Source organism: Rhodopirellula sp. MGV (genome assembly GCF_002251265.1).
Taxonomy (GTDB): Bacteria; Planctomycetota; Planctomycetia; order Pirellulales; family Pirellulaceae; genus Stieleria; species Stieleria baltica_A.
Window position 1 is genome coordinate 1 of the sequence record NZ_NPDI01000058.1, and the last position, 26,370, is coordinate 26,370.

A 26,370-nucleotide genomic window follows, 5' to 3' on the forward strand; every position below is an offset into this window, starting at 1 on the left:
TTGTTAGACTTGGACATCGTAGGGTCCTGATGGAAGGAGTGTGCAGAGCGGTTCAACGTGAACCACTCCTTCCAACAGGATTGCTTCCCAAAATCAACCGCCGCGTAGCGGCTTACTTGAACCATCGCGTGAACCGGAGCACGCGAGGCGGCGTTTTTGAAATGGACAATCTTTCGCGCGTGCCCGGTTACGCGTGTCGTTCGCGCTGGCAGCTCTGACCAACGCCTCATGGTCGTGCCCATCTCTTCTTCGTGTGCTTCGCGAACTTCGTGGTTTAACAGCTCGTCGACGGCATGGATGGAGCGTTCGAATGTCGCCCATAGGAGTTCACGGAACCTCTGTTTCCCGGTGATCGCTCTTGATGTCACGGCTTACTTGGTGCGCGGTCGGCTCGGCCGATGAAGGCAAGCCGACGCCTGGCAACCGAGTACGAGCACCGCGTTGCTGAGCACGAGCACCGCGTTGCTGAGCACGAGCACCGCGTTGCTGAGCACGAGCACCGCGTTGCTGAGCACGAGCACGATTGAAGGCAATCCGACGCCTGACGCGCCGACTTCAAATTCGCTACTCGTTACCCTCCGCAATGCCGATCGGGTAAACTTGCCGTCAGCGGCGAACTGCAAACTGTCGTCCAGGGTAGATCGCGAACCAATCGATGCACGTGAGCCGCCGAGTTGTGTTCATTGAAGTGGTCAGTCGTTTGCGGCGGCCACGTGATTGATATCGTTATCCGATCGAAGAAGCTGCCACCGCAAATTGACGATGTCCTCAGACGCGGATTGGCCGACAATCGAATACCCGGGAGTTGCTGCGTTTTGCATCCCACCCAATGCGACGCACGAACTAATCGACGATGATTGCACGATCTGCATCTCGCACGAGGCCACGGACGTCCTTGCTAGCCTTTTTCCGCTTCGACAATCACCAGCGGCATCCCCGCAATCACTCGAACTCGAATTGCGCGACTTCACTGATCGCTGTGTCCGGCCCCGTGCCGACGTTACCGAGGAGTCGTACGAACCGGCGGTCGATGTAGATTTTAAGGGAGTCACCTGTATCCAATCCATCCTGATGATTGGATTAAATAGGATCTGGATTGCGCGTGCCTATGCTCGCATTGGTGGAGGCGAGCTGTTACTGGTACATTGGAATGGACCTCGACGACTAGCGTCCGGTTTCCCGATGTCACTGTTTGTTTCACTTGTTCCATTGTTCGCAATTGAAGGCGACGGGTAACCAGCGGATCCACGACGAGTCGCTGCGTCGTGGTTTTTGAAGTGGATAATCTTTCGCGGGCCCGCGTGATCCGTCCCGTTACCCGACAGAGAGACACGTGAACGCATGGCTCGATCTCAGAACGCAACTTTTCGCGGAGACGAGCCCGAATCTGTTGGCGACCGAATACGTGGCGAGTCATTTGCTCGGCGAATCGCTGATGGACTAGGATCACGCGGTTGGTCGATCGGTGAGATTGGGGATTGGAGAGACTCTGGATTCTTGATTCAGCTCGTTCACGAAAACGCACACTTCGACATCGTTGTTTCCCAATACCACGGCGATGACCGACGATGGATACTCCAAATCGCGCCGGCGCGATATCCCGGTTGGATTCGTCGATTCTTCGGCTCGGTGATGGTTGCGACATCGTCACAAATCCAAGAAGTCGCGACTGCCGTCCACGCGATACTCGTGGACGGCAACTACTCTGATATTCTTTGGTGTTGGGATGATTTCGCGGACAGCGACGACTGTGATCGTGTGCCAATGCCTTATCGTCGATTATGAATGAATGTCCTACCGGCAAATGACACCCAAGTCGGGTAACAATTGCGTGCACGTGCGGACTGGCAATGGTCTGAAGACAAGCGGGTGGAACTCCCGTCGAAGTAACTCCTAGCCCGAGGCTTCGTATCGAGTGTTGCAGCGTTCGTAGAAGAGTGTTTCTCGAAGTCGAACGTTGAAGCGTACGCGTAAAGGACGTGGGGGTAAAAGCACCAGGCGTGGTTGTCCGGTTGTGGATGGTGTTGAGCTCCGAAATCATTGTTCCTGTTGGATCCTATCCAAGGTGTGTGCCTGCCTGAAGGCAGCATCGACGGTCGCGTCATGGCAAGTGACTGTCGGAGGCCTGGGCCGCGCAGGGCGATTCAAGCTCAAGCGTCGCCCGGCCAAGAAGTGTCGCTCGAAGAGTTGGTCGGAGTTCTTTCGCTACCTGGACCGCTTTGCGCTTGTTCAGCCGACGCGTTTGACGGACTTGATCGCGATGTCGAGGGCCAATCCGATGAGAGGCTGAGCCGAGTGCTGGCTGGGAGCCGGATGCGTCAACAGCGCACGTCCGGTTCTGAAAGGGGCCGAGAGTCAATGCGGCATGGTAACAATCGTGTGACACTACAATCGGGAAACCGGTGGCAAACCGGGAGCGCAAACCGTAACCTAAACCAAAGAGACTGCGGTTTACTCGCCCGGAGTCGGCGGTCGGGTCGGTTATGAAATCAACGTGTCTCGCGCCGGCCCGCTGATGCGTAGCGCTACTTGAGGAAAGAATGAGATGGCATACGGAATCCTGCTTTACGTGAGCAGCGTCAAGCATGATGTACTTGTAGGCGCAGAGTTGGACGAGCTTGTAATTCCACCGCTCGGTCTCTCTGTCACTGACGACTTGAAACTTCGCCTTCCAGTATACGGATACTCAATCGAATCCGAGACGCCGGTGTGCACCGAGTACATTCACAAGAATGCGAAGTGGGCTATTCAGATCGCAGTTTTCAAGACTGAAATCGCATTTATTCAGATCGCAGTCTTCAAGACTGAAATCGCATTTTCAATTCCCTATTGGGAAGAATCCGAGATTGCTATTGAGAACGCGCTCGAAACTGCCTATGAAATTGCCGATAGCCTTGACTTGGTTGTATATGATCAGCAAACGGGTGATTGGAGCGAGTAGGGTCATGTAACCTTGAAATCCACGTGACGGCGGGAGTCGCGGTTTGAGGTCTACTTGCACGTCGTTTTTCCCTCCCATGTGATTTCTACCGTTATGTGCCACAATTCACACTTCGTCGTTTGTTTGCTGCTACTCGTTGTGGCGACGAGCGGTTGCGGCAATTCCCCGCAGCCACAGGAGCCACAAATGTCCTCTCCCAAGTCGGATGACTTCCAAGATCTGCTCGATGTCAGCATGGAAGAACTGCAGCTCAAGACCGAAGCTCACAAGGCATGGGGACTGGGCACGTTCGACCGATGGAACATCGATCAAGATGTAGGCGACCTCGTATTCTCGAATGCGGATGGCGCAAAGGCGGTTGCACCGGCACAGATCATCGGTTCGTTCAGCACCAACGACAACTCCTGGCTATGGGCTTGGGATAATCCGTCGATTTCCGACGACCTCAAATCCCATGCGTGGAAATTGAAGGAATATGGGGAAAAGCACGGCATTGAAAAACTGACTACGCGAAAATGGACTGGCACTGAAGGAGATGCTTGGGCGATGGTCGCCCTCGCGGTAAGGCTATGTGGCGCTCAAGGTGCTTATCGCGGGCCTGCCGGTCCGTCCTACGTGTTCATGACGTTCGGCGAGGTCCAAATCAGCAAGCCCGAAGATGGCACATAACAGTCGGTTGAAAGTGAGCGGCAGATCACGTCGGATTTAAAGTCAACGGTTTCTGGCCGCCGCCACGTTAACCGCCACGTTCGCGCATGTAGCCTAGGCTGCAATGGCCAACGCCTTATGCCCATCCCCATGACATCTTCGTGTTCTTCGCGAACTTCGTGGTTTAACTGTTTCGTCGACGACTTGAGTTGGTGCGTTCGAATGCCGCCCAGCGGAAGTCACGGGACCTCTGTTTCCTATTGATCGCTCTTGATGTCAAGGATTGATTGGTGCGCGGTCGACTCGGCCGGTGAAGACATCCCGACGCCTGGCAACTGAGTGCGATTACGAGCACCGCGTTGCTGAGCACGAGCACGATTCAAGACAATCCGTCGCTTGACGCGCCGACTGCTGGTTCACAACTCGTTACCCTTCACAATGCCGATCGGGTAAACTTGTCGGAAGCGGCGAACTGCAAACTGTCGTCGTGGGGCCGCAGCGACCTATCGGTTGGACGCGAAGGCACGGAGTCCTCGTCAATCGATTCACTACAAACTCGTTCGCCGTGCCTCGGGAATCGACGCCGTTCGCCTAAATCAAATGATGAAACGCCCCAACGACGGTGGCGGCACAACACTCGTCCTCGCTGACAGCGACGACCTAGATTCCGTGCTGGACTCGCATCGCGACATAATCACCGCTTCCGTTCGGGATGCGTTCCGCGATCCTGCGGCGTACTTTTCTGAACTGGTGTCAGAGGCAACGATTCCGAACCTACGCAAGTATTTGACCAACTTTGTCGCTGACGGTCGATGGACTTTGCTGCTCGCAGACACATACATGATGGATCGAGCGACGATTGCAGCATTCCAATGGTTTCACCCTGTCCAATACCCTTGCATGCTTGGCACACCAACCGCGGACTGTGGCGACACCCGTTTTGCTTCGTTCTACGATCTCCTGTCAATCGCGCACTGGGATTCGATCGGTTTTGCTGGCGGGATCTTTCCCTGCAGCAGCCACATTTCGGTCGACAACTACGGGACACCATCGACAAACCCAACATTCCCTGCCGACACAACGACCGTATTCGGTAACTCATCCCGTGGCGACATAATGGTCTGTAACTCGTCCGGCGACGCCGGTTATTTGTCTCACGAGAATGGTGCGTCGTACGTTGTTGGATCGTTTTCGGAGATGCTAGAATGGATTTTCGGCGAGCTGATTCACAATCGAACGCCTGAGTTTGACTATTCTCGCTGCTGACAAAGGTGGGCGAACCAATCGATCGCTTTAGGTCAGAAGTCAAGAGGATGGGCGGCAAGCGAGCCGATTCATCGAGCTCGCGTTATGCCGTTGCGCTTCAGGCGGTTGACGAGTTTCGGGAAGTACATGTCGACGCACCTGTGGTAGTCGGCTCGAATTTGTGACTGACGAAATGGATTGTCGTCACCTCGCCGCTGTTGCCTTCGTCTAGTACTTAAGCTTGTTCAATTCACGTTTGGTGGACTACCTGTCGTTCAAGTTCCGCTTTCGTGCACGAGCCTGGATTTTGAAACGAAAGCGGCACCCCGCATGCTCACGCCCATGTCGGGCGTACACATCGACCGAAGGACGCGCGCGTCCTCGGTGTTGTCTGCCGTTACGTCTCAGAGGTTAGCCGATGATTTGTGTAATCCTGGTTACCATCCTTTGCGCGACCTCAGCAATCTCACGATTGCATGCGCTAGAACCACCGAGGCGTGAATTTCGTGCACTCACTGTTGAATCGGATGCGGTTTGTCGCGCTTGGCTGATCCCTCGTGGCGAAGCCCTCGCCGAAGAACGACTGAAATCGAAACAACTTCCTGCTTCGTATATCGAAGAACTTGGTGTAATTCGTCTAACGGGTCGAATGCGTTACAAGGCCGCGATCACATTTGACGAATTGTTGCAGTCCAAAAAACTCGACGGGCTGGATCTTTCGTACATTGACGTCCGGGAGGACGAACTTGCACGCATTTCAAAATGTCGAACGTTGCGTCATCTTTACATTTCCGGTGTGCGACTATCCGCTACGATGATCGATTCACTTGGGAAAATGGATCGCCTCGAATACCTGAATCTGTTTGAGACGAACCTCACGGCCAAACAAATTGAAGAGCTGTCGACTCGTCTCCCAAACACAAAGATTGAAGCCATGAAGTCCGACGGGCTTGCGGCTGCATGCGATGGCTACATTCACCTTGAACTACGCAAGTGACTCAACAACCGCATGCAACGGAGCCGCGGTCGGTCTTGAAATCAACACGTATCACGCCGGCCCGCTAATGCGCGACGTTCCCCCCAATCAATTTGGATGCCAAATGCGTCGCGTATTTTTGATCGCATTGGCTCTTCTCGTTGTCGGTGTAGGTGTGTGGGGAGCCGATTTGCAAGTGAGGTTATCGGAATTTCACGCGAGGCGTATGCATCAGATTGGACGGCTATCTTCATCATCGAACACATCCGAACATCTGGTGACTGGCCAACTGGGTGGCGCGATCTGCACGACGAATACGATCGACTTGCAGTGCCCCAGCATTACGCTTGGACGTTTGACGAACTTCAAACACTCATCAATGTGAATTGGAATTCGTCGATCGACGCGATTCGGAAATCTGATGTGCCACTAGAGAACGTTCGACTGACGAGTAATCGGCAGGTCAGCTACAATGGCGACCCCGACATGCTAATTTATGACTTCGTGCACACGGGGAACGATCCACACCAAATTCGACACCGTATCGGTGGGTAGTCGGAACCAGTAAGGATTTGACTTCGCGAGCTTGCGAGCCGAAGCTCAAGTCCTCTGTTCAAGAAGCCCTTTGATCTTCTTTGGGCCGTCGCTTCAGGCTTGGGATTCGCTTCTCTTGGCTGTTGCTTTCCGATCCCTTTTTGCCGTCTCGATTAGCTTGCTGTGCTGCGAGATTGGGGACGACTTCATCGCCGATCGCGTCACGTAGGCGATCGACTTGCCCAGCTTATTTGTTGCTTGGCGGTTTAGGTGCGTTTGGCTTGTGTGTGCGCGTACCGATCCTGTTCGCCTTCCCGATGACGTTTGCTTTTTCACAGTCTTGGGCATTTTATCGATCAACCGTTGCCCTTTTTGAAGTCGATTTGCGGTGGTCCGCGTGGCAGCAGTATCGGGTCGAAGGTGACTGCGACCACGCGCAGTCGGCTTCCATAGTGCTTGCAGTGCGGATGACTCGTCAGCGGTTCGGGCTGCTTCGCATGACCGCTTGCTAACCAGTACACCCAGCCCAACTGCATCCAGATCAACAACTGGATCTCGTCGAGACGGATCGATGAATTGGCAGTCATCCAGCCATAGTGCCGAACCATTTGGAAGCGGCTCGGCAAGATGTGCTGGGCGAATCCCACCTCAATCCGACGCCGGGCAATCGATTGCGAGCAGGATGGCGATTTAAGACAATCCGACGCCTGACGCGCCGGCTGCTGATGCGATGCGAGTTACCCTTCGCGATTCCGATCGGGTAAACTCGTCGTCAGCGGCGAACTGAAGGCTGTCGTCTTGGGTAGACCGCGAACAACTCGATGCGCGTGAGCCGCTGAGTTGTGTTCAATGAAGAGGCAAGTCGTTTGCGGCTGCTACGTGATCGAAATCGTTCCGCAGTTGAAGATTGATTGCTGGTGAATCAAGGATTGTTTTTGCTGCAGACAGAGCTTGAGCAATGGCAACTGGTTATCAAACCGTCCGTCGCCGGCGGGTGGGTACTGCAAATTCGGAAACACTGATCATCACTAATACACACTAATCGATTAGTGCTGATTAGCGGTGATCAGTGTTCCCCTTTCGCATATTCCATTTGCGTTTCAATTGACGCATCTACTGGGGCTTGGTGTGTTTTTGCGGCCCGTCGATTGGCGACGGTTTGTTATTTAAACGCGGCTATTGCAACGGACTTTCGAACGACGTCAACCGTTCTTTTTTGGCGGCTGATCCAAGTCGGGATTGAAGCGATGCAAGCAATCGCATCCGACGCCCCGACCGCAAACTATCCCATGGCAGTTTAATTCGGATACGATAGATGGTGGTTGGTAAAGTTGATCAAACCAGGATGACGCGGAACAAAGCAATGGACACGAAGTCGCGGAGTCCTTGTCAAACGAATTACTGCAAACTCCTTCGCCGCGACTCGGTCATCGCGGCCGTTCATCGACAAACGCGAATGCACAGTTTTCACGACACCTTTTCCTTCGGCGAAGTGACATCTGTTGATGTCACGCGAATCGACAATAGTGTTGGTGCGACATCGTTCCATGTGTTTACCTCCGAACAGGAATTGATGCACGATCAGTTCCGAATCGCCAATGTTGTCGTCGCGATTCATGGCCCTGACCTTTCTGGTCATCAGCTGCACGTCGCAGTTTGGGATGCGAATCGATTCATGTATTCGTCGTTGATTGATCCCAGCGATGCTTCAGTGATCCATTTCGATCTTCGTACCCGATTGCATGGTTTTCTGTTTGATCGGCTTTACACTTTCGATATAAATGCGGAGCTGCTCGGCGATTCGTGGTGTTCTATCATGACTCCGCATCCTGTAGATGGAAAAACTGAATGCGTGCTGCGCTTCAAAGACTTCGGGCTGCTGGAAAAACGGCGATGAACCATCGGATCGCTTCAGGTCAAACGCCAAGAGGATAAGCGGCAAGCGAGCCGATTCGTCGAGCTCGCGTTATGCCGGTTTGGTTCGCGCGAACCTTCATCCCAGAATTGATGTTTCTATTTCCGGCTCGAACGTTTCAGTTGTTTTGCTGTGGGTGGCTGGTCGGTTCCAAGCTCGATCGAAAGTCTTCTTGTTGAACCGGTTCCAAGGCTGGCGATGTCGCAAGAGATTGCACAAGATGGTGGCTGTGCTCGCGGATGGGCGGACAAGACCATCGGTAAGCGTTTAAACTTATGCGAGGCCAAACGCCAAGTCGTAGACGCAATGATCGATCTACTGGACTGCAACCACAAATCGAATGCTTTGGGGACACAGAACGAAGGGCGACAACCAAATCCGCGAGTTGACTTTTCAAAAGAAGTGAGTTGTTTGCGCGGCGAAGGCGAAGGCTACTGTGCTTCTACTGACCGCTTCAATGAACCGCTGATTTTGAAGTCATGATCGAGTACAACGATGAGGCCGGTGATCTTCGCGACGAACATGGCAACTTGCGTCCGCCGTGGGCTGCATTCCCGGAACTTCCACGATTTAGCATCGGTTGGCGAAGGGGGCGTCCCGAAGCTCACCTGACTGACTGGACGAATTGGTACCTGAATTTGCCAGACGAAGGACGTCGGACCTACCGCAGACGCTATCGAGCGCCATGGCTGCTGTGGACCGGATCGTACTTAATTCTGTCACGCAGCAATGTGACGGTTGGAATCGGTATTGTCACATCTGCGGTTGTGTTCTTGGCACCTGTATCACTCCGGTTCGCCCTGTTTCCCTGGATACGGGGCATCAAGATCGATTGAAGGTGGTTAGCGAACCTCGGGGCTGGCACGCCGAGCTACCGAATTCGGCCATCCGGGGCGAAGAAAACGCGGACGTTCAAGACCCAAAGTCGACGGTGCCGTCGAAGAGTTTTGATTCTCTGACGCCCTGCCCCGGAAATGCCAGCGACTACGGTGAGATCGTAAACCGTGGCATCGTGATTGCTTGAGATGATGTCAGGAGCACTATGCGTCAGCACGCGAGCTTTCGTGCTGTGGTTCAACTTGTTTTGCTCGGATCTTGCAGTGGCAATGATGGCATTCGACATCTGTTCCGAGCTGTTCAAACAGGATACGGCAGGAACGGTGGCACGCAAAGCAGCGTTGAATGAAGTACAGATACATCGCCTAACCGGGGCGGGGGGCGGTAAAGAGGAACTCGGACCCATTTTTAACGGTCTAGAGGACAATCATCGAGTGAAAACTGCTAGCTTTTGTAGGTAAAATTCCTACGTTCCGTTGTGGTGGCGATTGTGTTGCTAGACGCAATTTGGGTGGGTATCGTGTACTTAAGGAGCGGCGTGAAGACGACGCGTTTTAAATTGCACGCTGGACAGCATCTCCGTTCGGCAAGAATCGGTGGGCTAATTGGTCTCAGCGGCGAGCTCCGATTGCAATGTTATTCGACAGCGATCTGTTGCAAATTTCGCAGCGCTCGGACCCACAGCATACGCACGGCGGCGTCTGACTTTTCGAGTTCCGAAGCGATCTCAGCAAACGTGAACTGATCGAAGTGTCGCATGGTGATTACACGTCGCTGTTCTTCCGGCAGCTTTTCGAGAGCATTGGCCAGGGCCAACGATTCTTCTGCCGCAACCAACTCGGTACTGGCTGTCGCAATATCGGCTTGTACCAATTCTGTGAGCCGAACGTCAGACGCCGCGAACACTTCACTGGCCAACGCAACGTCGCCTTCGCCACGAGATTGGGTCAAGCACTCGCGTCGGTACTGATCACGAATCGTGTTCCGCAAAATCATCTTCAACCAAGCGAGACGTTGTTGGTGCGTCGTACCGCGAAAGTTTGATTCGCCCTGCCAAGCTTTTAGCAAACTTTGCTGCACAATGTCGGACGCTTCGACACGACCACGGAGTGCTGGCGGCAGTTCGCGATCGGCGACAAGCTGCAGCCACGGTCGCAAACGACCGATTGACCAACTTTCTTGCAGCGATTGTTCTGGATCTGGATTCATCAGGAAGCGATTCTGCTAAACGACTATGCCAACGCCGCCACGTTCCGCCGTCGCTTCTGTTGGAAGTCAATGATTGGCGAAAATAGATAGATCAGTCCCGCACACTGGGTGAAGATTGCAAGCGCCGACCACAACACGTTTTCCAATGTCCAAACCGAATTCATCGGCAGCCCGTAAACGCTGACTTGCGAATGGGCGGCGGCGACAAAGAATGGACTCAGGATCAATGCCGCGAGCGCGGTTGCCATGATAGATCGCCGCCGCTGCCGCAAAAGAATCCACACATTTCCAATCAGGCACATTGTGACGGAGGTGCCGATCGCCAAGTGATCGAGATAGCGACCCGAGGGATCGGCGAGCAATTGTGACCAGCCAAAGAGTACCATCGCGGCGACCAGTGGCAGTAGCATCAGTGTTTTCAATGACCATCGGCGATTTCGTAGCATCCGCAACAGGATGGCTGCAGGGAGCACGAGCGCGACCAAGGCTAGCAGTGCCTTCTGACCGAGGTCAACGATCGATTGGTTTGCGAAAATACCAAACGCCTTGAGTTCGCGGCGATAACGCGGATCATCGGCGTGCGGTTGACAATCAAGCTCCGGCGTATCGCTGGCCGCTGAAGACGTCGAAGATTTCGAGATTGGGTTTTGAGCCAGGATCACACCGCCAGGTTCTGTTGCCACCAATGTTTCCCCGCCACCGTTCGGGAATAGGAAACGTGTTTCGGCGTTCTGCGAATTCCGTTCCATCAGCAATAACTCGGACCGATAGGCGAGCGTTCCTGTGTGTAAGTCAATCCATTCAATCTTTCCCTCAATGTTGGCAATGCGCAAGTATCTCGCTTCTGATACCTGATCGACGCCGAGATTTCGACCGTTTGCCGCTACTTCGAACGTTCGCAGAATATCGCCATTGATTGCATCGCGGATTCGAATCGTCGTTTGTTCAAGGTCGATCAGATCGAGGGTGGCATCACCATTGGCGTCGTAATACAAAAACTGCGACTTCACATCGAACGCGTTCCTTTCTTGGAGGCGTCTGCCAGCATCGAGTTCTAGAAGGACAGCTTTGCGTTGAAACGTAGGTCGCTCTCGATAGACCAAAGTCAGCTGATTCGGAATGCCGTCGTTTGTAATGGGAAGCAGCATTAAGCGGTCATGCATGACCGATCCGCGAAGGTCTTGACCGAGACGCTGTGACAGATCGATGGGCGACGCATTCAACGTCTTTCCTGTCGCAGCGTCAATGCAGTTGACAACGGCACCGTTTGGCTGATTGAACAGAGAATCCAGATACGCCAAACCGACTTGATTTCCGATTCCGATCGGCTGTGCCATCGGCCATGGCACGCTCCAAGGCCAGGCATTGCCGTCGCTACTTGCCTTCATCGGGGCGTCCCATTTGATTGCCCCGTCACGACTGTCTAGGCAGAGCCATCGTAGCAACCCACCAGAAGTGTCGCCTGTGATAATTTCGTCGATTCCGTCATTGTCGACGTCGAGAATTAACAGCGTTGCCGGATAGAGGTGAGGTTTGTTTTCCAATTCGTTATAGAGCGGGCGTGACCAAACGACTCGTTTTGAGATTCGATCTAGCGCACACAACACATAGCCTTTTCGATTGATGTATGAGGTGCCCGGTTGATGCGGAGCTTCGGCAAGCAGGTACCAGTTTTCGGTGCCGTCGTGGCCAGCGGCATGAGCTTGCCGAATTTCTCCGAGTGCCAGCTCATCGATCTCAAATTGTCGTCGGCCGGTTTCCCCATCAACAATCGTTGGAAACGAATGAGCATGAGTGTTATTTTGAAGAATCAGTTCCACGGTTCCGCTCGGCCGACGGACCAGTTTCGTTTTGTCTAGAAGCCATTTGGTATCGGCATTCCAGAGGATGTCTCCGTTGCGGGGATCGATACAGTCTACGACCCAAGCGTTTCCTTTTAGAACTCGCGGGTTGCCGTTGTTGGTCCAGTCAACGCCAAGTGTCTGGTTCGCATAGCGAGTGATCGGAGGTTGATGTGGGTACCAGACGGCACGGTCAGACGATGCGGCATAGGGACCGCTGCGTTTACGATACCACCTCCCAGCCAGATTGGTTGAGTGTTTGCTTTCCCAGGTTGAATCGATAACGGTGAGACCACGTTCGACCTGTGTATTGTTTCGTTCTGCCAAATCAATTTCAAATGTGGCCGATGAGAGTTCGACTTCGATCGAGTCGCCCCAAACGACCGAACAGACCAGTTTGCCGTCTTGGTAGTGCACATCATCAACTTCCACGACTTGGTTCGGAACGCCTTCGGCACTGACTGTTTCAGAGCGATATCCGAGCGTCTTCCCTGTTCGCCCACTGATGATGTCAACGGTGACTTGCAGTACGGGAAGGTCGCTGGTTTCATCGGTCGGATGAAGGATGACCGGGTTGACGAGGGCCAATTCGTTGACGCCATCGCCATCGGAGTCGGGCAGCATGATGCAATGGTCAATCACCTGCGAGTAGCTAAGGATTGGACCTGTTCGCCAACGCACGTGGCCATTGGAACTGTCCAAACATTCGAGATGCGGGGTGCTGACGGTGTTCTGCGTTGCGTTCGGAAACAGAATTTCGTCCACACCGTCACGGTCTAGATCGACGATCATTGGGAACGGAGACTTGGTTGCACCGGCTGCCAAATCCATGGTGTTGATTTCGCGTGAGATTGTCCAAGCTGCTTTGGATTCTCCGGGGATCACCAAACAAAGCTGACAAGACTGGTAGGCTCGGTTCGGCGAGTTGACCAAAGCGACGATTCCGGTTCGATTGTCGGCTAGCCGTACTGACTTTAAACCGAAGATTGCTTGGTCCGGCAATGTGACAGTTGGCAATTTTTCAGCTGCATCGATTGTCTCGCCAGTCAAGCCTCGAAAGAAGAGTTGGTCACCGTCCAAGAAAACACCAACCGGTGCAATGTGCGGGCGAGCGAGAATCAGTGGTTTGGGATACAGTGTGATTGAGGAATTAGCACTGGGGCTGGACCAGTTTTGATTGTGCAATGTGTAGCTGGCCGAACGCACGGTCAGCGTAGCAAGTCGGAAGGGGCCTCGACGAGATCTTTCGTTTTTGGAGAAACCAGTGTGACAGGGCAAAAGTCCGTGAAACGGCCAATCGCGTTTCGTCCGCATGTTGATTGTTGGGAAGTCGTTGCGATAAACCGTGTCGCCATCTTTGGCGTCCAGCGTAATACAAACTGGTCGGCAATAACCTTGAGGATCGACCACGGCGGCAGTCACGACTAAGCAATCGTTGCCTGCATGTGTTTGCGAGTCCAGCAAATCGATGCCGGTGATGACTTCGTACGGCATTTCATTCCGGGAGCGTGATTGAATCGAAAAGTTTGGCTCGAAATCAATTTCCAGCTTTCGTTTCCAGATCACGTCTCCAAGAGAGCTGATCGCGGCTATCGCTGCGAACTGTCCAGAGGTGACGATGAAGTCTGGCTGTCCATCACCGTCCAAGTCCTTTGGAAGCGGACACAGCCTTTGGGTATTGGCGAAGGCGTTGTGGTGACCGTCTTGCCACCCCTGGAAAGGCAATGTCGAGTCATATCCGAATAGCTTTTCCGTGAGGTTCTTCGAATCGATTGTTTCATCAAAGTCTTCGCCCAAGTCATCGAGGTCGATCGAGAAACGCGCCGAGCCATCTGGATCGAACGCCTTGAGATGATCTTGATCGAGAACGAGTAACGCGCCATCGGACGCAACCCTCGCCAGTTTTTGATCGATATCAATCATTGCCGCGTCAGGGCGTCGATCAACGTACTCGAATCGAGACTCGTCACTGTCTTGCAGATCAAATTGATAAGTCTCAGCCGGGCGGCCTTGCCCTTCGAAACGAACTTGATACTTGCCTTTGCGCAATTGCAGTGATTGCTGCATTGGCGTCGTCACCAAAACTGGTTCGGTGTCTTTCCTGGCTTGCGATTCCGTACCGGTTGGTTGAATCGAAGCGAAATAAAGTCCTCCCGGTGTCGACAAACGCAGCTTCGTTTGCCGAGATCGCTGGAGTTGCGTGACCAGAATCGAAAGGAACGCCAAGGCGATGATAGTCAGTACGACGCTGCGTCCGAGTAAGCTAATTTGACATTGGTTGCGTCGCCAAAATCGCTCGCCACGCACCCAAGCCGACAATCCTCGGGCCATGATCGGCTGGTTGTCGCGAATCGCTCGCAAATCGTCGCCCAGCTGTTTCGCGGTTTGGTATCGACGAAGTGCTTCCTTGTCCAAGCATTTTAAAATCACAAGCTCGAGCGGGCGCGCAATTTGGGGCTGGATCTTGCGCGGTGGAATAGGGGCGTCGCTTAAGATTTGTTGAAGCAACGTCAGTGCCGATTCGGATTCGAAAACCGGGCGAGCTGTCACGAGTTCGTAGAGCGTCGCGCCGAGTGAATAGATATCGGTACGCCGATCGACCATGTGCTGTTGGTCGCCGATCTGTTCGCAGCTCATATAACGTGGCGTGCCCAGCATGGCACCCGTGGCTGTGGCGGTGACATCAACGTCCCGCCGCGCCAAACCGAAATCAGTTAGCCAGCACTTGCCGTCTCGATCGACCAGTAGGTTACCGGGTTTTACATCGCGATGAATCACGCCATTGCAATGTGCGTGTTCCAATGCGTCAGCGATCTCGAATCCGAACTGAACTGCCTTTTCACAGCGTTCTCGTGTGGTTATCGAGCGATTTTCTTCGGCCCAATTGGACAACGGCATCCCGTCGATCAATTGCATCGAATACCAATGCAAACCCTGGAAGACGCCGGCATCATAGACTGGCACGATATTGGGATGCTGGAGCGAAGCGATCGTTTCGGCTTCGCGCAAAAAACGTGCGGCCGCCTTTGACTCGACATTCACCCTCGGTAGAACTTTCAGCGCAACGACTCGGTCGAGCGAAAGTTGGCGTGCTTCATAGACGACGCCCATTCCGCCACGACCAAGCTCACGGACAATGTCAAAGTCTGGGATGTCTGGATATTCGCAGTCAGCATCAATCTCGTCGTGACAAGTGTCTTCGAGGATCGACGTCGCCCCAATGCGGACAAAGCTCAAGCCGGCAAGAGCCTCCTCAAGTCCGGGTGCCAACTCGGGATGCCGAGCGATCAGATCCTCGGCGGAGATTCGATCGGATTCGGGTGCGGTATCCAGCCAGGCTGAAATCGCATTTGCGATGGCCAGATCCGTCGAATCGTTGTGGGGAAAGGCAGGCATTGGTGCGTTGCATTCTTCGTGTCAGCGGTTGTGCCTATCGGACACAACCGAACCGCCAAGATCAACGCCATCGTTGACGAAAAACGATCCTGGTAACACTTAGACGTGCAGAAACGGGCGGCGCAACGCGGCCGAAGAAATTTTTCCGATGAACATTTTCGCGAGGCGCGTCACTCGACTCGCAAGAGCGTGGCCGTTTGATTCAGGTTTGCCATCGTCGCCGATTGTTGCTCGACCGCGGCGGCGATCGATTGCATGCTTTCGGTGACAATGCGGATTCGCTCATTGAGGCTGGACGAAGATTCGACGTTTGATGCGATCAGCGTGCGAATCCCGTCAACTGTTTCTCCGATGCTGTCGGTCGCACTGGCCGTTTGCTTGGCCAATTCTTTGACTTCGTTTGCGACAACCGCAAAGCCTTTCCCTGCCTCGCCAGCGCGAGCCGATTCGATGGTGGCGTTGAGAGCGAGCAAGTTCGTTTGTTCTGCGAGGCCACGGATGGTTTCCACGACATCGACAATCATTTGACTGCTCTGTTCCAAGCGAGTGACTGATTGAACGTTCGAAGCGATTTCCGACTCGGTTTTGGTCACTTGATGTGCAGTTTGCGTTAACTGCGACGAAATTTCATTGATCGTTTCGACCATCTGTTCGATGCTGGTCGCGACGGCTTCGCCGACTTGGCTGTTAGCCGATTCACGTTCAACGAGGTGCGTGACTTCCGTCGCGTACTTCAAGATTTTGGTGGGCTGTCCGTTTTGGTCGAGTAGCGGATAGTAGCTCGCTTCAAACCAGATCGGTGTACCGTCGCTTCGCAATCGTCGATAGCGTCCCGCATGAGGCTCGCCGCGTTGCAGTGCCTTCCAGAGCTTCTGGTATTCGGGGCTGTTGAGATCGCTAGGGTCCATAAAGATGCGATAGTGTCGACCGACAATATCTTCGAGGTCGTCATATCTCATCGCTTCCAAGAAATTGTCATTCGCGTCGACGACTGTTCCATCCATCGCGAACTCGACAACCGCTTGATTCTTCGCGATCGCGTCGAGTTTGGCTCTGCATTCCCACAGCTCTTGGCGCTCTGATTCGAGATCTTGTAGCGCGCTATGATTCCACAACCAGCCCATGCGATGCCCTCTCGTGCGATCGGCGTCTTCTGATTTTTCTTTTATGTCAACTCGGCAACTGGTCCTCGCCGAAGACTTGTCGGAGTCAATTGTGGGAGCGCCATAAATAGACGATGAGCACCTTCGGGGCCTTTTCACGCGAATGTCCGTCATCCTACTGACCTCACGCCCCGCTGGTGTACAGCCGCCCCCTAAAGGTTCTGGTTAAAACGGCAGTGTTTCGCCTCGGTTGCCTTGCTGATTCAATCAGCGGTTACTACTCACCTACAGTCCGCCATCTCTCTCAAGCCACCTGTGAACCGCGTCTGCCGTGATTGCGCTCGTCTTCCCACACCAGCTTTATGCGCCGCATCCGATTTTTGAGCATCCTGTCGACCGAGTCGTGCTGATCGAAGACAGTTTATTCTTCGACGATCCACGGTATCCGGCGAAATTCCACAAGCAGAAGCTATGGCTGCACCGGGCTTCGATGCGACAGTTCGAGGCCATACTGACCAAGGAAGGTCGGTCTGTGCGGTATCTCGAGTTCGATCCGAAGAAACCGTTGCTTTCTGATCGCGTGGAGGAGATCACTGCGGGCGTCGCCAAGTCGAAGCAGTCGTTGTTGGTGGTCGATCCCGTCGACTTTGTGCTCGAACGCCGCATTCGGAAGCTTGCGGATCAGTTGGGTGTTGAGCTGACGATTCTACCGACACCGGGTTTCCTGAATTCAGACGCTGAGAACCGCGAGTATCGTGACGGGAAGAAACGCTGGTTCATGGCAGATTTTTATAAGTGGCAGCGGACGCGATTGAACGTCTTGCTCGATGGCGATGGAGAGCCCGCAGGAGGGCAATGGAGTTTTGACGAAGACAATCGCAAGAAGATCCCCAAGACGCGATTGAAGTCGCTGCCCGAGCTGCCAAAAATCGCTCGAAACAGTATTGAGAAGCAGGTCAGGGATTCGGTGGTGGAGCAATTTGAGGGGCACCCCGGATCATTGGATGCGCTGTACTACCCCACCACGCACCCGGACGCTTTGCAGTGGTTTGACGTCTTTCTGAAAGAACGGTTCAAAGATTTTGGGCCCTACGAGGACGCGATCGAAGAAGGCCAGTCCTGGCTTTGGCACAGCGTTTTGACACCGGTGCTGAACATTGGGCTGCTCACGCCACAGCAAGTGCTCGACAAAACACTTGAATTCGCCCAGGACAATGACTTGCCGATTAATTCGGTCGAGGGCTTCGTTCGGCAAATCATTGGGTGGCGAGAATTCATGCGCGCAACCTACGTCGACTTGGGCGTGAAGATGCGAACGACGAACCATTGGCAGCACCATCGCCCGCTGCCAAAGTGTTTCTATGACGGGACCACCGGCATCGTTCCGATCGATGACACAATCAAACGGCTGCTCGATACCGGGTACTGCCATCACATCGAACGTTTAATGGTGCTCGGAGGGTTTCTGTTTCTTTGCGAAATCGATCCCGACGAGATTTACCGTTGGTTCATGGAGTTGTTCATCGATAGCTATGACTGGGTGATGGTTCCCAACGTTTATGCGATGAGCCAGAATGCAGACGGGGGTTTGATCACGACCAAGCCCTACTTCTCGGGTTCATCCTACGTCCGCAAGATGAGCCACTATTCCAAAGGCCGATGGTGCGATGTTTGGGACGGCCTGTACTGGCGATGGATTTGGAATCATCGCGAGGAACTTGGCAAGAATCCGCGTTGGGCGATGATGTGCAGCATGGCTGAGAAAATGGACAAAGCCAAAATGGATGCCCATTTGAAGAACGCCGAGAACTATCTCGGCGAATTAGCCTGACTCGCAGGTTCGCTTCGCGGTTACTTCAACTCGCGAGCATCCTTTTCGGCAAACCGCAACCCGTCAGTGACTCCACCTGGCGTCGCTGGCGTCCGCGTCGCGTCGATCGCCGCAATCCATTCTTTAGGATCGTTGCCGTGATCTTCCTTCATCACGCCACGCAAGCTATCCATTGCCAAGTAGACGGTGGCCGGATCTTGGTCTTCGAGAATCAATCGTAGTGAATCAACGGGGATCGTCCCTTGGTGATTTTTTAGCGCCGCGATTGCGGAATGCTTTACATCCAGTTCGGTCGTCGAGTTGAGAGTCTTGGCGAGCAGTTGGACGGCTTCGGGTTCTTTACGAACACCCAACGATTGGCATGAAGCTGCTTGTACCTTGATGCTTTCGTCGCTGAGGCCTTTCTCGATCAGTCGCAGCGAAGCGTCGGAGGACTTGATTCCTGCGGCCGCATGTACGGCATGGAATCGCATTTCAGGACTCGGATCGCTTTCCATGATCCGTTCCAGGTGGCCAGCCCAGAACGCCTGCTTTTCTTCAGGCATGTCTTCGATTTGTCCGGCAAGTGCTTGGATTTGACCGCGTCGTTCGTGGTCGGTGACACCCAACGCGGTGTCTTTTTTCCAGGCACGCATGGTGAAATACGGATTAACCGACTTCAACGCATACATTGGACCGTCGTGACATCCCCCGATCGCTGGGGCGAGCAGCAGCAGGGCGGTCGATCGCAACGTGATTTGAAGCAATGTACGTTTTTTATTCGGTCGCGTTCGCATCTCAATCCTATCGCGATGTTTGCCAATTCGCGGGCTGAAGCGTTCCTATTCAGCCTCGCTGTCCTTCAACTAGCAAATCAAAACTCGGCACGCCAAGTCCACTTTGCCCTTCTGTCTGTCGTTACTCAATTGATCGTTGTTCGATCTGGCACCGTTTCTTTGGCAGCATTTCGTCCAGGGGAGCAAGGCCAGTTCCGGCATCGAATTCCCAGAACACGGCAAAATGCAGTGCCGAAAAGATTGGCCCAGAACTTGCTTCAGGCGACGCCGGCTTTCGCAATCTGGCTTTGACCACAAGACGCTGAAAGCCTTTCGCCCCCAAACAACCAACCTGGAAGTTCAATCGTCATGTCAACAACGCAGCTGGAATCGGATACGACAGAAACGTCGAGCAATTCAGTCACCGAAGGTTTGCAAGAGTCGGTGTCTGGCATGGGAGCGATCGTTCATGAAGGCGGCGTGGGGTTCCGTGTTTGGGCTCCCAATGCGGATCGTGTCGCCGTGATCGGTGATTTCAACGATTGGAAACCAGACAAACACATGCTGGTCTCCGAAGGAAACGGTTACTGGTTTGCGAATGTCGACACGGCCAAAGTGGGGGACGAATACAAGTTCCGAATCTACAACGGCGAATTGACGCTGGACCGAATCGATCCGTATGCCCGCGAAGTCACCAATAGTGTTGGCAACGCGATCGTCTATGAAGACCGATTCGACTGGGCCGGGGATGCGTTTGAACGTCCCGCGCATCAGGAGCTGGTCATCTATGAAATGCACATCGGTACGTTCAACCGCAAGCAAGACGATCACCCTGGAACCTTCAAAGCAGCGATCGAGAAACTGCCGCACCTGCAGCAACTTGGGATCAATGCAATTCAAATCATGCCGGTCGGCGAATTCGCGGGCGACTGGTCATGGGGATATAACCCAGCCCACCCCTTTGCCGTTGAACAGGCTTACGGCGGTCCGGATGAGCTCAAAAAACTGATCAAGGCCGCGCATCAACACGGTTTGGCCGTCATCATTGATGTGGTTTACAACCACTTCGGGCCAAGTGATTTAGACCTTTGGCAATTCGACGGATGGAGTGAAAACGGCAAAGGCGGTATCTACTTTTACAATGACGATCGTTCATCGACGCCGTGGGGTGATACGCGTCCCGATTATGGTCGCGGTGAAGTGCGGCAATACATCCATGACAACGCCATGATGTGGATGCGTGATTTTCACGCTGACGGTTTGCGCTACGACATGACCGCGTACATCCGAACGGTTTCCGGGATCGGAAACGACGATATCGCCGACGGATGGGGCCTGATGCAATGGATTAATCGCGACATTCGTGCCGAGTATCCGAACTGCATTTTGATCGCCGAAGACTTGCAAAAGAACAATTGGTTGACCAAGGAGACCGAGCACGGTGGCGCGGGTTTCACCACGCAGTGGGACGCCGGATTTGTCCATCCGATCCGCCAAGTGGTCCAAGAGATCGAGGACAACTACCGAGACATGTGGGCCGTCCGCGATGCGTTGTGCAACCGTTACAACGGCGACGCATTCCAACGCGTCGTCTATAGCGAATCACATGACGAAGTCGCCAACGGCAAGGCTCGTGTTCCGACGGAAATCGATAGTGAAGATTCCACCAGTCGCTTCGCACAAAAGCGGACGGTCTTGGCAGCCGCGATGGCTCTCACCGCGCCCGGCATCCCAATGCTGTTCCAAGGTCAGGAGATGCTTGAGGACGATTGGTTTGACGACGGCGATCCGCTGCAATGGGACCGCGTCAAAAAGTTTAAAGGGATCAACCGGCTGTTCCGTGATCTGATTCACTTGCGAAGAAACGTGTCAGGAACCACGCCGGGATTACTTGGACAACACATTGAAATTCATCATGTGAACGAAACCGATAAGCTGATCGGGTTTGTCCGGCACGACGATGACCGAAGTAGCGATGTCGTTGTGATTGCGAACTTTTCCAACCGCGTTTGGGACGACTACCAAATCGGTTTCCCATCCTCCGGTGAGTGGAAACTACGTTTCAATTCCGATTGGGCGGGCTACAGCAGCGAATTTGACGATGTCCCGGTCGAACATGTCGAGGCGACTGATCAGGGGCACCAGGCTTCACCGGCATCGGCGAAGCTGCCGATCGGGGCCTATGCGGTTTTGATTTACTCGAAAGAAGCCGCAGGTGTTCCGAAGGCAGAATAGCTGCCGTGCTAGCGTTGGCTTACCAAGCCAAGCTGGCGCCGAAAGTGATGCCGTGAGCGATAAACTCGCTCGTGACATCATCAAAACTTGGGTGAGCGGGGCCGGAAAGTGTGCTCGGAGGAATTTGCGAAGGGTTGACGCGGCGGTCGATTTGCTCGGCCGCCCGCCCAACGTCGCTCCAGCCATAGATGGAATATCCAATGTTTGCTGACAAGTTTCCGCTGATCTGTTTCGTCAGTTTCAATGAAAGGTCATGCAGGGTCCCGAATGAGTCGGTCTCGAAGGTGCCGATATTGCTCGTTTGTGTTAGTAGGCCACCCTCAACTGTCGATTGACCGAGGCTGTTTTGTGTGACCGTCTGACCCGCAATCACTGTGGTGCGGCTGGTTTGCCCGACGCCGATGGATCCATCAACCGCCAAGACGACACCACAAAACATTGGGATGTTGTTTGACAATCCGATTCGAACGCCGTCGAACTGGTTCTCGGTACGGAATGAGTCGGTCGAAGAGAGTGACGTTCCCTGGGTCGCTCCGGTCAACGACGTTGAGTGATCGAGAATCGTGACGCTTTCATCGAGGTTCGCCGAACGATAGCCGAGCGTTAGGTACACGGGGTTCGAACGGGAGTTCGAGATCGACCGTGAGAGCGAGATGTCAAACATCTCGAAGCTCGAATCGGCATCGACCTGAACGTTGCCAGAGACTTCGCCAGGGAACGCAAGTAGGCGGGCGTCTTCGAAACCGGATTCGGAGTTCGCAAATGGACGCGCCAAGATCGCGTGATCATTGCTGTTGGCAGCATACGAAACGTTCTGATCGCCCAGGTTGGTGTATCGAAACGAGAATCCAAGGTCATGGCATTTGTCCCACCAAAAGCCAATGGCGTATCGGCCACCCGATTCGCGGCCGTCCAGATAGCGATCGCCGCCGAACAGTGTGCTTGTTTGGTCCCCAAGAATTCCGGCAGAAGCCCTTGCCGTGCCGCTGTCACTTGTGGTGACCAATGCCGGGAACTCCGCACCAGTGCGATCCCAGTACAGATATTCAGCAGTCGCCCAAAAGTCACCCGTGGGAACACTTGCCAGCCTTTGAGGCATGGCAACTGGCTGGGTCAAAGGGATCGAATCACAGGCGCCGTCAAATAACGCTTCCGAGTACGCGACCGGCACGACAGGTTGAGTAGAGGCTTGTCCGATCCGGCGGTACGGTTGAACCTTGCGTCCTGATCGTGTTGAGGTTGCGGTATCCGCGTCCGCCCCAAACGTTTTCATATGACAGTTCATTCCGACGACGGCAGCAACGCAGCACAGCGTTTTTGCGACAACGTTTGACTTCGCGACAGTCCGCCGTTTGCGGTGAAAAAAGAGAGCCATTGCGGTCGGTCAGTTTGCAGATCAGGGAGCTTGAAAGGTTTCTTCCTAATCGTTACATCGGGCAAAGGCCGCGCAGACGTTAAACTTTCACACCTGATGCTCCTTGGAAAACTGCCAATCGCGGGTTTGGCCAACTGCCGATATTCCGCAGCTTGCCAAGTCGACTCTCTTTGGCAAGCTTGCAAAGTAGAAGCGGTTTATCTCGCGAGAGTTTCCCGCGTGAAACCGCTGGTAGGTTTTCCTTTTTGGCCCTGGGGGCGGTAAGCAGCGTTACCGAAGTTCCATGTATTCCTTCATCCGATTGACATAGTCGCCGTGGCTGAAGTCACATTGTTGCATCGCTTCGCGGTATGGCTCGATACCATCGCCGATCCAGTCAACGACGTTGAAGATCTTTAGCGAAGCATAGGAGTCATTGCGTAGCAGATCGTTCCAGCACTGCTGTGCGGTCTTTTTGTCGCCATCGCGGTACAAAATCCATGCGGCCATGACTCGCACGTGATGCGAGTCATCTTGCAACATCTTGCGCACCCGATCGATGTCGACCGTCGTCGATGGTTGCAGGTTGAAGAGTCCGACAACGCCCCAGTAGCGAACACCTGAGTCTTCGTCGTCCAAGAATTGGTAGAGTTGGTTGAGATCGCTTGGATTTTGCGTCACTGCAACGGCAGAGGCATTTTGCAAACGTTCGATATCATAAAGTGAAGGCGTGCGGACCATTTCATAGATCGTTTTGCCACACGCTTCGCTTCGACGGACCACTTCGCTTTCCGGCAGCAGCCCCGAGTCGAAAATGTCTCTTTGCCATCGATCGAGTTCGCCGTTCAATCGGGCGATATCGGCCGCATAACGTGGGTCGTCGATCAAGTTGTGAACGTTGTCTGGATCCGTTTCAGTATCGTACAACTCCATCGGTGGTTTGGTCCCAAAGAAACGTCCCGTGATGGAGTCTGTTTTGCCAGCGAGATGGTGCTGCTCCCAAGCTTGAGTGGCTTCCATCTGCCATAGGTAATTCAGGTGCTGACCCCAAGGTGCGTAAGGCATGTAATTGCGAATCAACAACAACTTGCGGTCGCGGATTGCACGCACATTATCACAGCGTTCGTCCATCCGGCCACGAAAGCTGACATGGTAATTTCGGGGTTCTTTGTTGGGGCCCAAGAAGACTTTGCCCTGCATGTAGTCCGGCGCTTCGGCACCGCAGATGTCCAGCCAAGTTTTGGGCATATCGATGAAGCTGACCAGATCGTCAATTTTGGATCCAGGGTCACCAGGGCGAAGGTGTTTGAATTTTTCGGGAATCCGTATGATCAAAGGGCAGTGTGTCCCGCTGTTGAATAGAAAACGTTTGCTCCTCGCGATGACGCCGCCATGATCAGAGTTGTGAATCACGATGGTGTTTTCCGCCAGTCCTGCTTCCTCCAGCTTTCGCAGAGCAAGTCCGATTTCATCGTCCATCTTTTTCACGGCGTCGTGGTAGTGCGCATAGTTTTTGCGGATCACCGGAATGTCAGGATGGTATTTTGCCAAGCGAACGTTGCTCGGATCACGTTTGGTTTGGTTGACATTACCGAACGCTTTTGACTCGTGCGATTGAGTGCTGTTGATCACCATGAAAAAGGGTTGATGGTTTTTTAATGAATTCCAGTCGGTCTTTTTGGTGTCCCAAGCACTTCCGTCTTCGCGTCCGCCGATGTTGTAATCTGTTTTGCGATCGTTTCCGACAAAGTATCCGGCCTGCTTCAACAGGTCTGGATAGTACTTGATTTGGTCATGTGGGATCGGATAGCGACTTCGCATGGGGTGCGTACCCATCGAGATCGCATGGACCCCGGTGATCCACGTACTACGCTGAGGCGCACACACCGGCGCGTTCGCATAGCAATGCATGTATTGAAATCCCTCTTTGGCCAGTTGGTCGATATTGGGTGTATCTGCATAGGGATTGCCATAGCAGCCAACCCAGTTGACGTTGTTGTCTTCGCAAGTCAACCAAAGAATGTTGGGGCGTTCGCCGGCCAATGCAACGTTGCAGAAGCAGAGACACAGCAAGGCGAGTGAGAGGCAGCGATTCATCGAAGAGTAGTCCTTGATTGATTTCGCCAAAGCGTTGTGGAGGCAGGAGAGCGATGGCAGCGATCAATCGCTTTTGCCACCGATGGGGAGACTCCCAGGATACCACCGCTGGCAACTTGCTGCAGCAAGTTGCCTCTTTGTGATCGGTGATTCGTTTCCCTTACCGGGTCTGGCTGACGTGACTTCGTCGCCCAGGTTGGCTAGTCGAAGTTCAATTCGTTCTCAAGGGTACGCCCCGCCTCTTCGCCGCCCAGGCAACGATACGCACGCCAGCCATGCCGCCGAGCCGCGTCAACGTTCTCCTGTTTGTCGTCGATAAAAAGGATCGACGCCGGCGGAACGTCTGCCTGGTCCGCAGCAGACGCATAGATTTCTGCTGCCGGCTTCATCGCACCGACGCGGCAACTTAAGACCGTCACATCGAATTGAAGTTTCGAGACGCCCCAGCTCTGACGCCGAATCCAATCCCAGTGAGCTTCGCACGTGTTCGACAAAATCCCGATGCGTCCGACCGTTCGCCGAGTCCGTTCAACAATTTCAACCATCGACTCAATCGGGGTGAACATATCGCTGATCCCATCCAAGATCACTTGGTCAGAAGCGACATGTTGTGTTACGCCCAAAGCATGGCGGATCTGTTCGGCAAACTCAGGTCCATCAAGTTCGCCGTGTTCATAGCGATCTTCAAGACCGCTCGCATACAGCGCGTCCCACGCTTTCTCTTCAGTCACGTTTGTTATGCGGGCGAGGTTTGCGCTGGCGAGTTTCGGATCAAACGCGATGAGGATGTTGCCAAGGTCGAAATAGACGAATTGAATTTCGGACATCGTGGTGGCAAGAACTTGAGAGGCATTAGCGTTGTGCGTTGAACGCGACGGTGCGGATTTTCTAACAGGCCATCGCCTTCCGCAACCAGACCGACGGCGGCCCCTCCGGGGCGATTGCGCATGTTGGGATGCGATTCTCGGGGCTTCCGCCCCGAGCTACCCAAGACGGCCCCTCCGGGGCGATCAGATCCAGGGCGTACGTTGAAGCAATGTTTCGGCGTCATGCAACATTACGCATGTTTCGAGGAGCAACAATCGTGCGTTTCGACTCCGGAGGAGTCTGCGTCGTTAGCTCGGGGTGGCAGCCCCGAGGCGTCGTCATCGAGAATAGATACGCCCCGGAGGGGCCGACGTTGGTGCATTACCCAGACCGGTGGCAGCCCCTCCGGGGCGATCAAATCCGGGACGGTTGCGATGATGTCGCCCGCGTTCGTGATTGACTGTGCGGGATAGGGTGTTCGGGAAGGATGGGAGCCGTGGCTAGGGTGCGTGTTTTCCGGTAAATCGTTGGAATTCGCTACAAATCGTCTAGCCACGTTTGGGGAAACCGATCACTCATCAATACACCGTGCTGGGATGTGTGCAAGGATCGTACGCCCCCAGACCCCCACAGGCGCATGGACACG

The 26,370-nt window shown here is 53.9% G+C and carries 21 protein-coding genes; 11 read left to right on the forward strand and 10 right to left on the reverse strand.

Annotated elements, in window-relative coordinates; translation table 11 throughout:
• Both CGZ80_RS28780 and CGZ80_RS20790 read right to left on the reverse strand, forming a co-directional pair.
• A partial coding sequence (locus CGZ80_RS28780) for a hypothetical protein (RefSeq protein WP_233148559.1) occupies positions 1-368 on the reverse strand: 368 nt, incomplete at its 3' end.
• Between the two features lie 3 nt (positions 369-371).
• Positions 372-623: a hypothetical protein gene (locus CGZ80_RS20790; protein WP_094417612.1), complete on the reverse strand. Its 252-nt coding sequence runs from the start codon at positions 621-623 to the stop codon at positions 372-374.
• Between the two features lie 718 nt (positions 624-1,341).
• Between CGZ80_RS20790 and CGZ80_RS20800 the strand changes: the two genes are divergently transcribed.
• From CGZ80_RS20800 to CGZ80_RS27740, 6 genes are all read left to right on the forward strand, one after another.
• Positions 1,342-1,785, forward strand: a complete 444-nt coding sequence (locus CGZ80_RS20800) for a hypothetical protein (RefSeq protein ID WP_094417614.1) — start codon at positions 1,342-1,344, stop codon at positions 1,783-1,785.
• A 760-nt stretch (positions 1,786-2,545) separates the two neighbouring features.
• On the forward strand, positions 2,546-2,941 hold the full coding sequence (locus tag CGZ80_RS20810; RefSeq protein WP_094417616.1) for a hypothetical protein: 396 nt from the start codon (positions 2,546-2,548) through the stop codon (positions 2,939-2,941).
• A gap of 186 nt (positions 2,942-3,127) precedes the next feature.
• A complete protein-coding gene (locus CGZ80_RS20815; protein WP_094417640.1) occupies positions 3,128-3,610 on the forward strand; it encodes a DUF6882 domain-containing protein in 483 nt (160 codons plus the stop codon).
• A 582-nt stretch (positions 3,611-4,192) separates the two neighbouring features.
• A complete protein-coding gene (locus tag CGZ80_RS20820) occupies positions 4,193-4,855 on the forward strand; it encodes a hypothetical protein (RefSeq protein ID WP_143544062.1) in 663 nt (220 codons plus the stop codon).
• 397 nt (positions 4,856-5,252) lie between these two features.
• Complete coding sequence (locus CGZ80_RS20825) at positions 5,253-5,831, forward strand: hypothetical protein (protein ID WP_094417618.1); 579 nt, start codon at positions 5,253-5,255, stop codon at positions 5,829-5,831.
• Between the two features lie 309 nt (positions 5,832-6,140).
• Positions 6,141-6,365 (forward strand): hypothetical protein, encoded by a 225-nt coding sequence (locus tag CGZ80_RS27740; protein WP_143544063.1) that lies wholly within the window; start codon positions 6,141-6,143, stop codon positions 6,363-6,365.
• 335 nt (positions 6,366-6,700) lie between these two features.
• Here the strand turns inward: CGZ80_RS27740 and CGZ80_RS20835 are convergent, their stop codons facing one another.
• Positions 6,701-6,991 (reverse strand): transposase, encoded by a 291-nt coding sequence (locus CGZ80_RS20835; protein ID WP_143544064.1) that lies wholly within the window; start codon positions 6,989-6,991, stop codon positions 6,701-6,703.
• 716 nt (positions 6,992-7,707) lie between these two features.
• On the opposite strand from CGZ80_RS20835, the gene CGZ80_RS20840 reads away from it, so the two are divergent.
• From CGZ80_RS20840 to CGZ80_RS20850, 3 genes are all read left to right on the forward strand, one after another.
• Positions 7,708-8,241 (forward strand): hypothetical protein, encoded by a 534-nt coding sequence (locus CGZ80_RS20840; RefSeq protein ID WP_143544065.1) that lies wholly within the window; start codon positions 7,708-7,710, stop codon positions 8,239-8,241.
• A gap of 216 nt (positions 8,242-8,457) precedes the next feature.
• Positions 8,458-8,742, forward strand: coding sequence for a hypothetical protein (locus CGZ80_RS20845; protein ID WP_143544066.1), 285 nt, complete (start codon positions 8,458-8,460; stop codon positions 8,740-8,742).
• On the forward strand, positions 8,739-9,095 hold the full coding sequence (locus CGZ80_RS20850; RefSeq protein ID WP_094417623.1) for a hypothetical protein: 357 nt from the start codon (positions 8,739-8,741) through the stop codon (positions 9,093-9,095). Before CGZ80_RS20845 ends, CGZ80_RS20850 begins: the two co-directional genes overlap by 4 nt.
• 637 nt (positions 9,096-9,732) lie before the next feature.
• On the opposite strand, the gene CGZ80_RS20865 is transcribed toward CGZ80_RS20850, so the two are convergent.
• The 3 genes from CGZ80_RS20865 to CGZ80_RS29155 form a co-directional block, all read right to left on the reverse strand.
• Positions 9,733-10,305, reverse strand: coding sequence for a sigma-70 family RNA polymerase sigma factor (locus tag CGZ80_RS20865; protein WP_094417626.1), 573 nt, complete (start codon positions 10,303-10,305; stop codon positions 9,733-9,735).
• Between the two features lie 23 nt (positions 10,306-10,328).
• Positions 10,329-15,542, reverse strand: coding sequence for a serine/threonine protein kinase (locus tag CGZ80_RS20870; RefSeq protein WP_094417627.1), 5,214 nt, complete (start codon positions 15,540-15,542; stop codon positions 10,329-10,331).
• Positions 15,543-15,712: 170 nt separating this feature from the next.
• Positions 15,713-16,666 carry a PAS domain-containing methyl-accepting chemotaxis protein gene (locus tag CGZ80_RS29155; protein ID WP_158222798.1) on the reverse strand — a complete coding sequence of 318 codons (954 nt, stop codon included), beginning with the start codon at positions 16,664-16,666 and terminating at the stop codon, positions 15,713-15,715.
• Positions 16,667-16,976: 310 nt separating this feature from the next.
• On the opposite strand from CGZ80_RS29155, the gene CGZ80_RS20880 reads away from it, so the two are divergent.
• On the forward strand, positions 16,977-18,476 hold the full coding sequence (locus tag CGZ80_RS20880) for a cryptochrome/photolyase family protein (RefSeq protein ID WP_094417629.1): 1,500 nt from the start codon (positions 16,977-16,979) through the stop codon (positions 18,474-18,476).
• Positions 18,477-18,496: 20 nt separating this feature from the next.
• Here the strand turns inward: CGZ80_RS20880 and CGZ80_RS20885 are convergent, their stop codons facing one another.
• Positions 18,497-19,252: a HEAT repeat domain-containing protein gene (locus CGZ80_RS20885; RefSeq protein ID WP_094417630.1), complete on the reverse strand. Its 756-nt coding sequence runs from the start codon at positions 19,250-19,252 to the stop codon at positions 18,497-18,499.
• Between the two features lie 348 nt (positions 19,253-19,600).
• Between CGZ80_RS20885 and CGZ80_RS20895 the strand changes: the two genes are divergently transcribed.
• Entirely contained in the window at positions 19,601-21,466 is a 1,866-nt protein-coding gene (locus CGZ80_RS20895; protein WP_409994561.1) for an alpha-amylase family glycosyl hydrolase, read from the forward strand.
• A 19-nt stretch (positions 21,467-21,485) separates the two neighbouring features.
• On the opposite strand, the gene CGZ80_RS20900 is transcribed toward CGZ80_RS20895, so the two are convergent.
• From CGZ80_RS20900 to CGZ80_RS20910, 3 genes are all read right to left on the reverse strand, one after another.
• The gene (locus tag CGZ80_RS20900; protein ID WP_094417632.1) at positions 21,486-22,841 is read right to left on the reverse strand and encodes a BBP7 family outer membrane beta-barrel protein; all 1,356 of its coding nucleotides are present in this window, start codon (positions 22,839-22,841) and stop codon (positions 21,486-21,488) included.
• Between the two features lie 270 nt (positions 22,842-23,111).
• A complete protein-coding gene (locus tag CGZ80_RS20905) occupies positions 23,112-24,917 on the reverse strand; it encodes a sulfatase-like hydrolase/transferase (RefSeq protein WP_094417642.1) in 1,806 nt (601 codons plus the stop codon).
• Between the two features lie 200 nt (positions 24,918-25,117).
• Positions 25,118-25,744, reverse strand: coding sequence for an HAD family hydrolase (locus CGZ80_RS20910; protein WP_094417633.1), 627 nt, complete (start codon positions 25,742-25,744; stop codon positions 25,118-25,120).
• Between the last annotated feature and the right edge of the window lie 626 nt (positions 25,745-26,370).

What these genes read in the sequence shown, in the direction of transcription:
- CGZ80_RS20800 (WP_094417614.1), top strand. Translation starts at nt 1,342, where the DNA reads ATGGCTCGATCTCAGAACGCAACTTTTCGCGGAGACGAGCCCGAATCT.
- CGZ80_RS20810 (WP_094417616.1), top strand. Translation starts at nt 2,546, where the DNA reads ATGGCATACGGAATCCTGCTTTACGTGAGCAGCGTCAAGCATGATGTA.
- CGZ80_RS20815 (WP_094417640.1), top strand. Translation starts at nt 3,128, where the DNA reads ATGTCCTCTCCCAAGTCGGATGACTTCCAAGATCTGCTCGATGTCAGC.
- CGZ80_RS20820 (WP_143544062.1), top strand. Translation starts at nt 4,193, where the DNA reads ATGAAACGCCCCAACGACGGTGGCGGCACAACACTCGTCCTCGCTGAC.
- CGZ80_RS20825 (WP_094417618.1), top strand. Translation starts at nt 5,253, where the DNA reads ATGATTTGTGTAATCCTGGTTACCATCCTTTGCGCGACCTCAGCAATC.
- CGZ80_RS20840 (WP_143544065.1), top strand. Translation starts at nt 7,708, where the DNA reads ATGGACACGAAGTCGCGGAGTCCTTGTCAAACGAATTACTGCAAACTC.
- CGZ80_RS20845 (WP_143544066.1), top strand. Translation starts at nt 8,458, where the DNA reads ATGTCGCAAGAGATTGCACAAGATGGTGGCTGTGCTCGCGGATGGGCG.
- CGZ80_RS20850 (WP_094417623.1), top strand. Translation starts at nt 8,739, where the DNA reads ATGATCGAGTACAACGATGAGGCCGGTGATCTTCGCGACGAACATGGC.
- CGZ80_RS20865 (WP_094417626.1), bottom strand. Translation starts at nt 10,305, where the DNA reads ATGAATCCAGATCCAGAACAATCGCTGCAAGAAAGTTGGTCAATCGGT.
- CGZ80_RS20870 (WP_094417627.1), bottom strand. Translation starts at nt 15,542, where the DNA reads ATGCCTGCCTTTCCCCACAACGATTCGACGGATCTGGCCATCGCAAAT.
- CGZ80_RS29155 (WP_158222798.1), bottom strand. Translation starts at nt 16,666, where the DNA reads ATGGGCTGGTTGTGGAATCATAGCGCGCTACAAGATCTCGAATCAGAG.
- CGZ80_RS20885 (WP_094417630.1), bottom strand. Translation starts at nt 19,252, where the DNA reads ATGCGAACGCGACCGAATAAAAAACGTACATTGCTTCAAATCACGTTG.
- CGZ80_RS20895 (WP_409994561.1), top strand. Translation starts at nt 19,601, where the DNA reads ATGTCAACAACGCAGCTGGAATCGGATACGACAGAAACGTCGAGCAAT.
- CGZ80_RS20900 (WP_094417632.1), bottom strand. Translation starts at nt 22,841, where the DNA reads ATGGCTCTCTTTTTTCACCGCAAACGGCGGACTGTCGCGAAGTCAAAC.
- CGZ80_RS20905 (WP_094417642.1), bottom strand. Translation starts at nt 24,917, where the DNA reads ATGAATCGCTGCCTCTCACTCGCCTTGCTGTGTCTCTGCTTCTGCAAC.
- CGZ80_RS20910 (WP_094417633.1), bottom strand. Translation starts at nt 25,744, where the DNA reads ATGTCCGAAATTCAATTCGTCTATTTCGACCTTGGCAACATCCTCATC.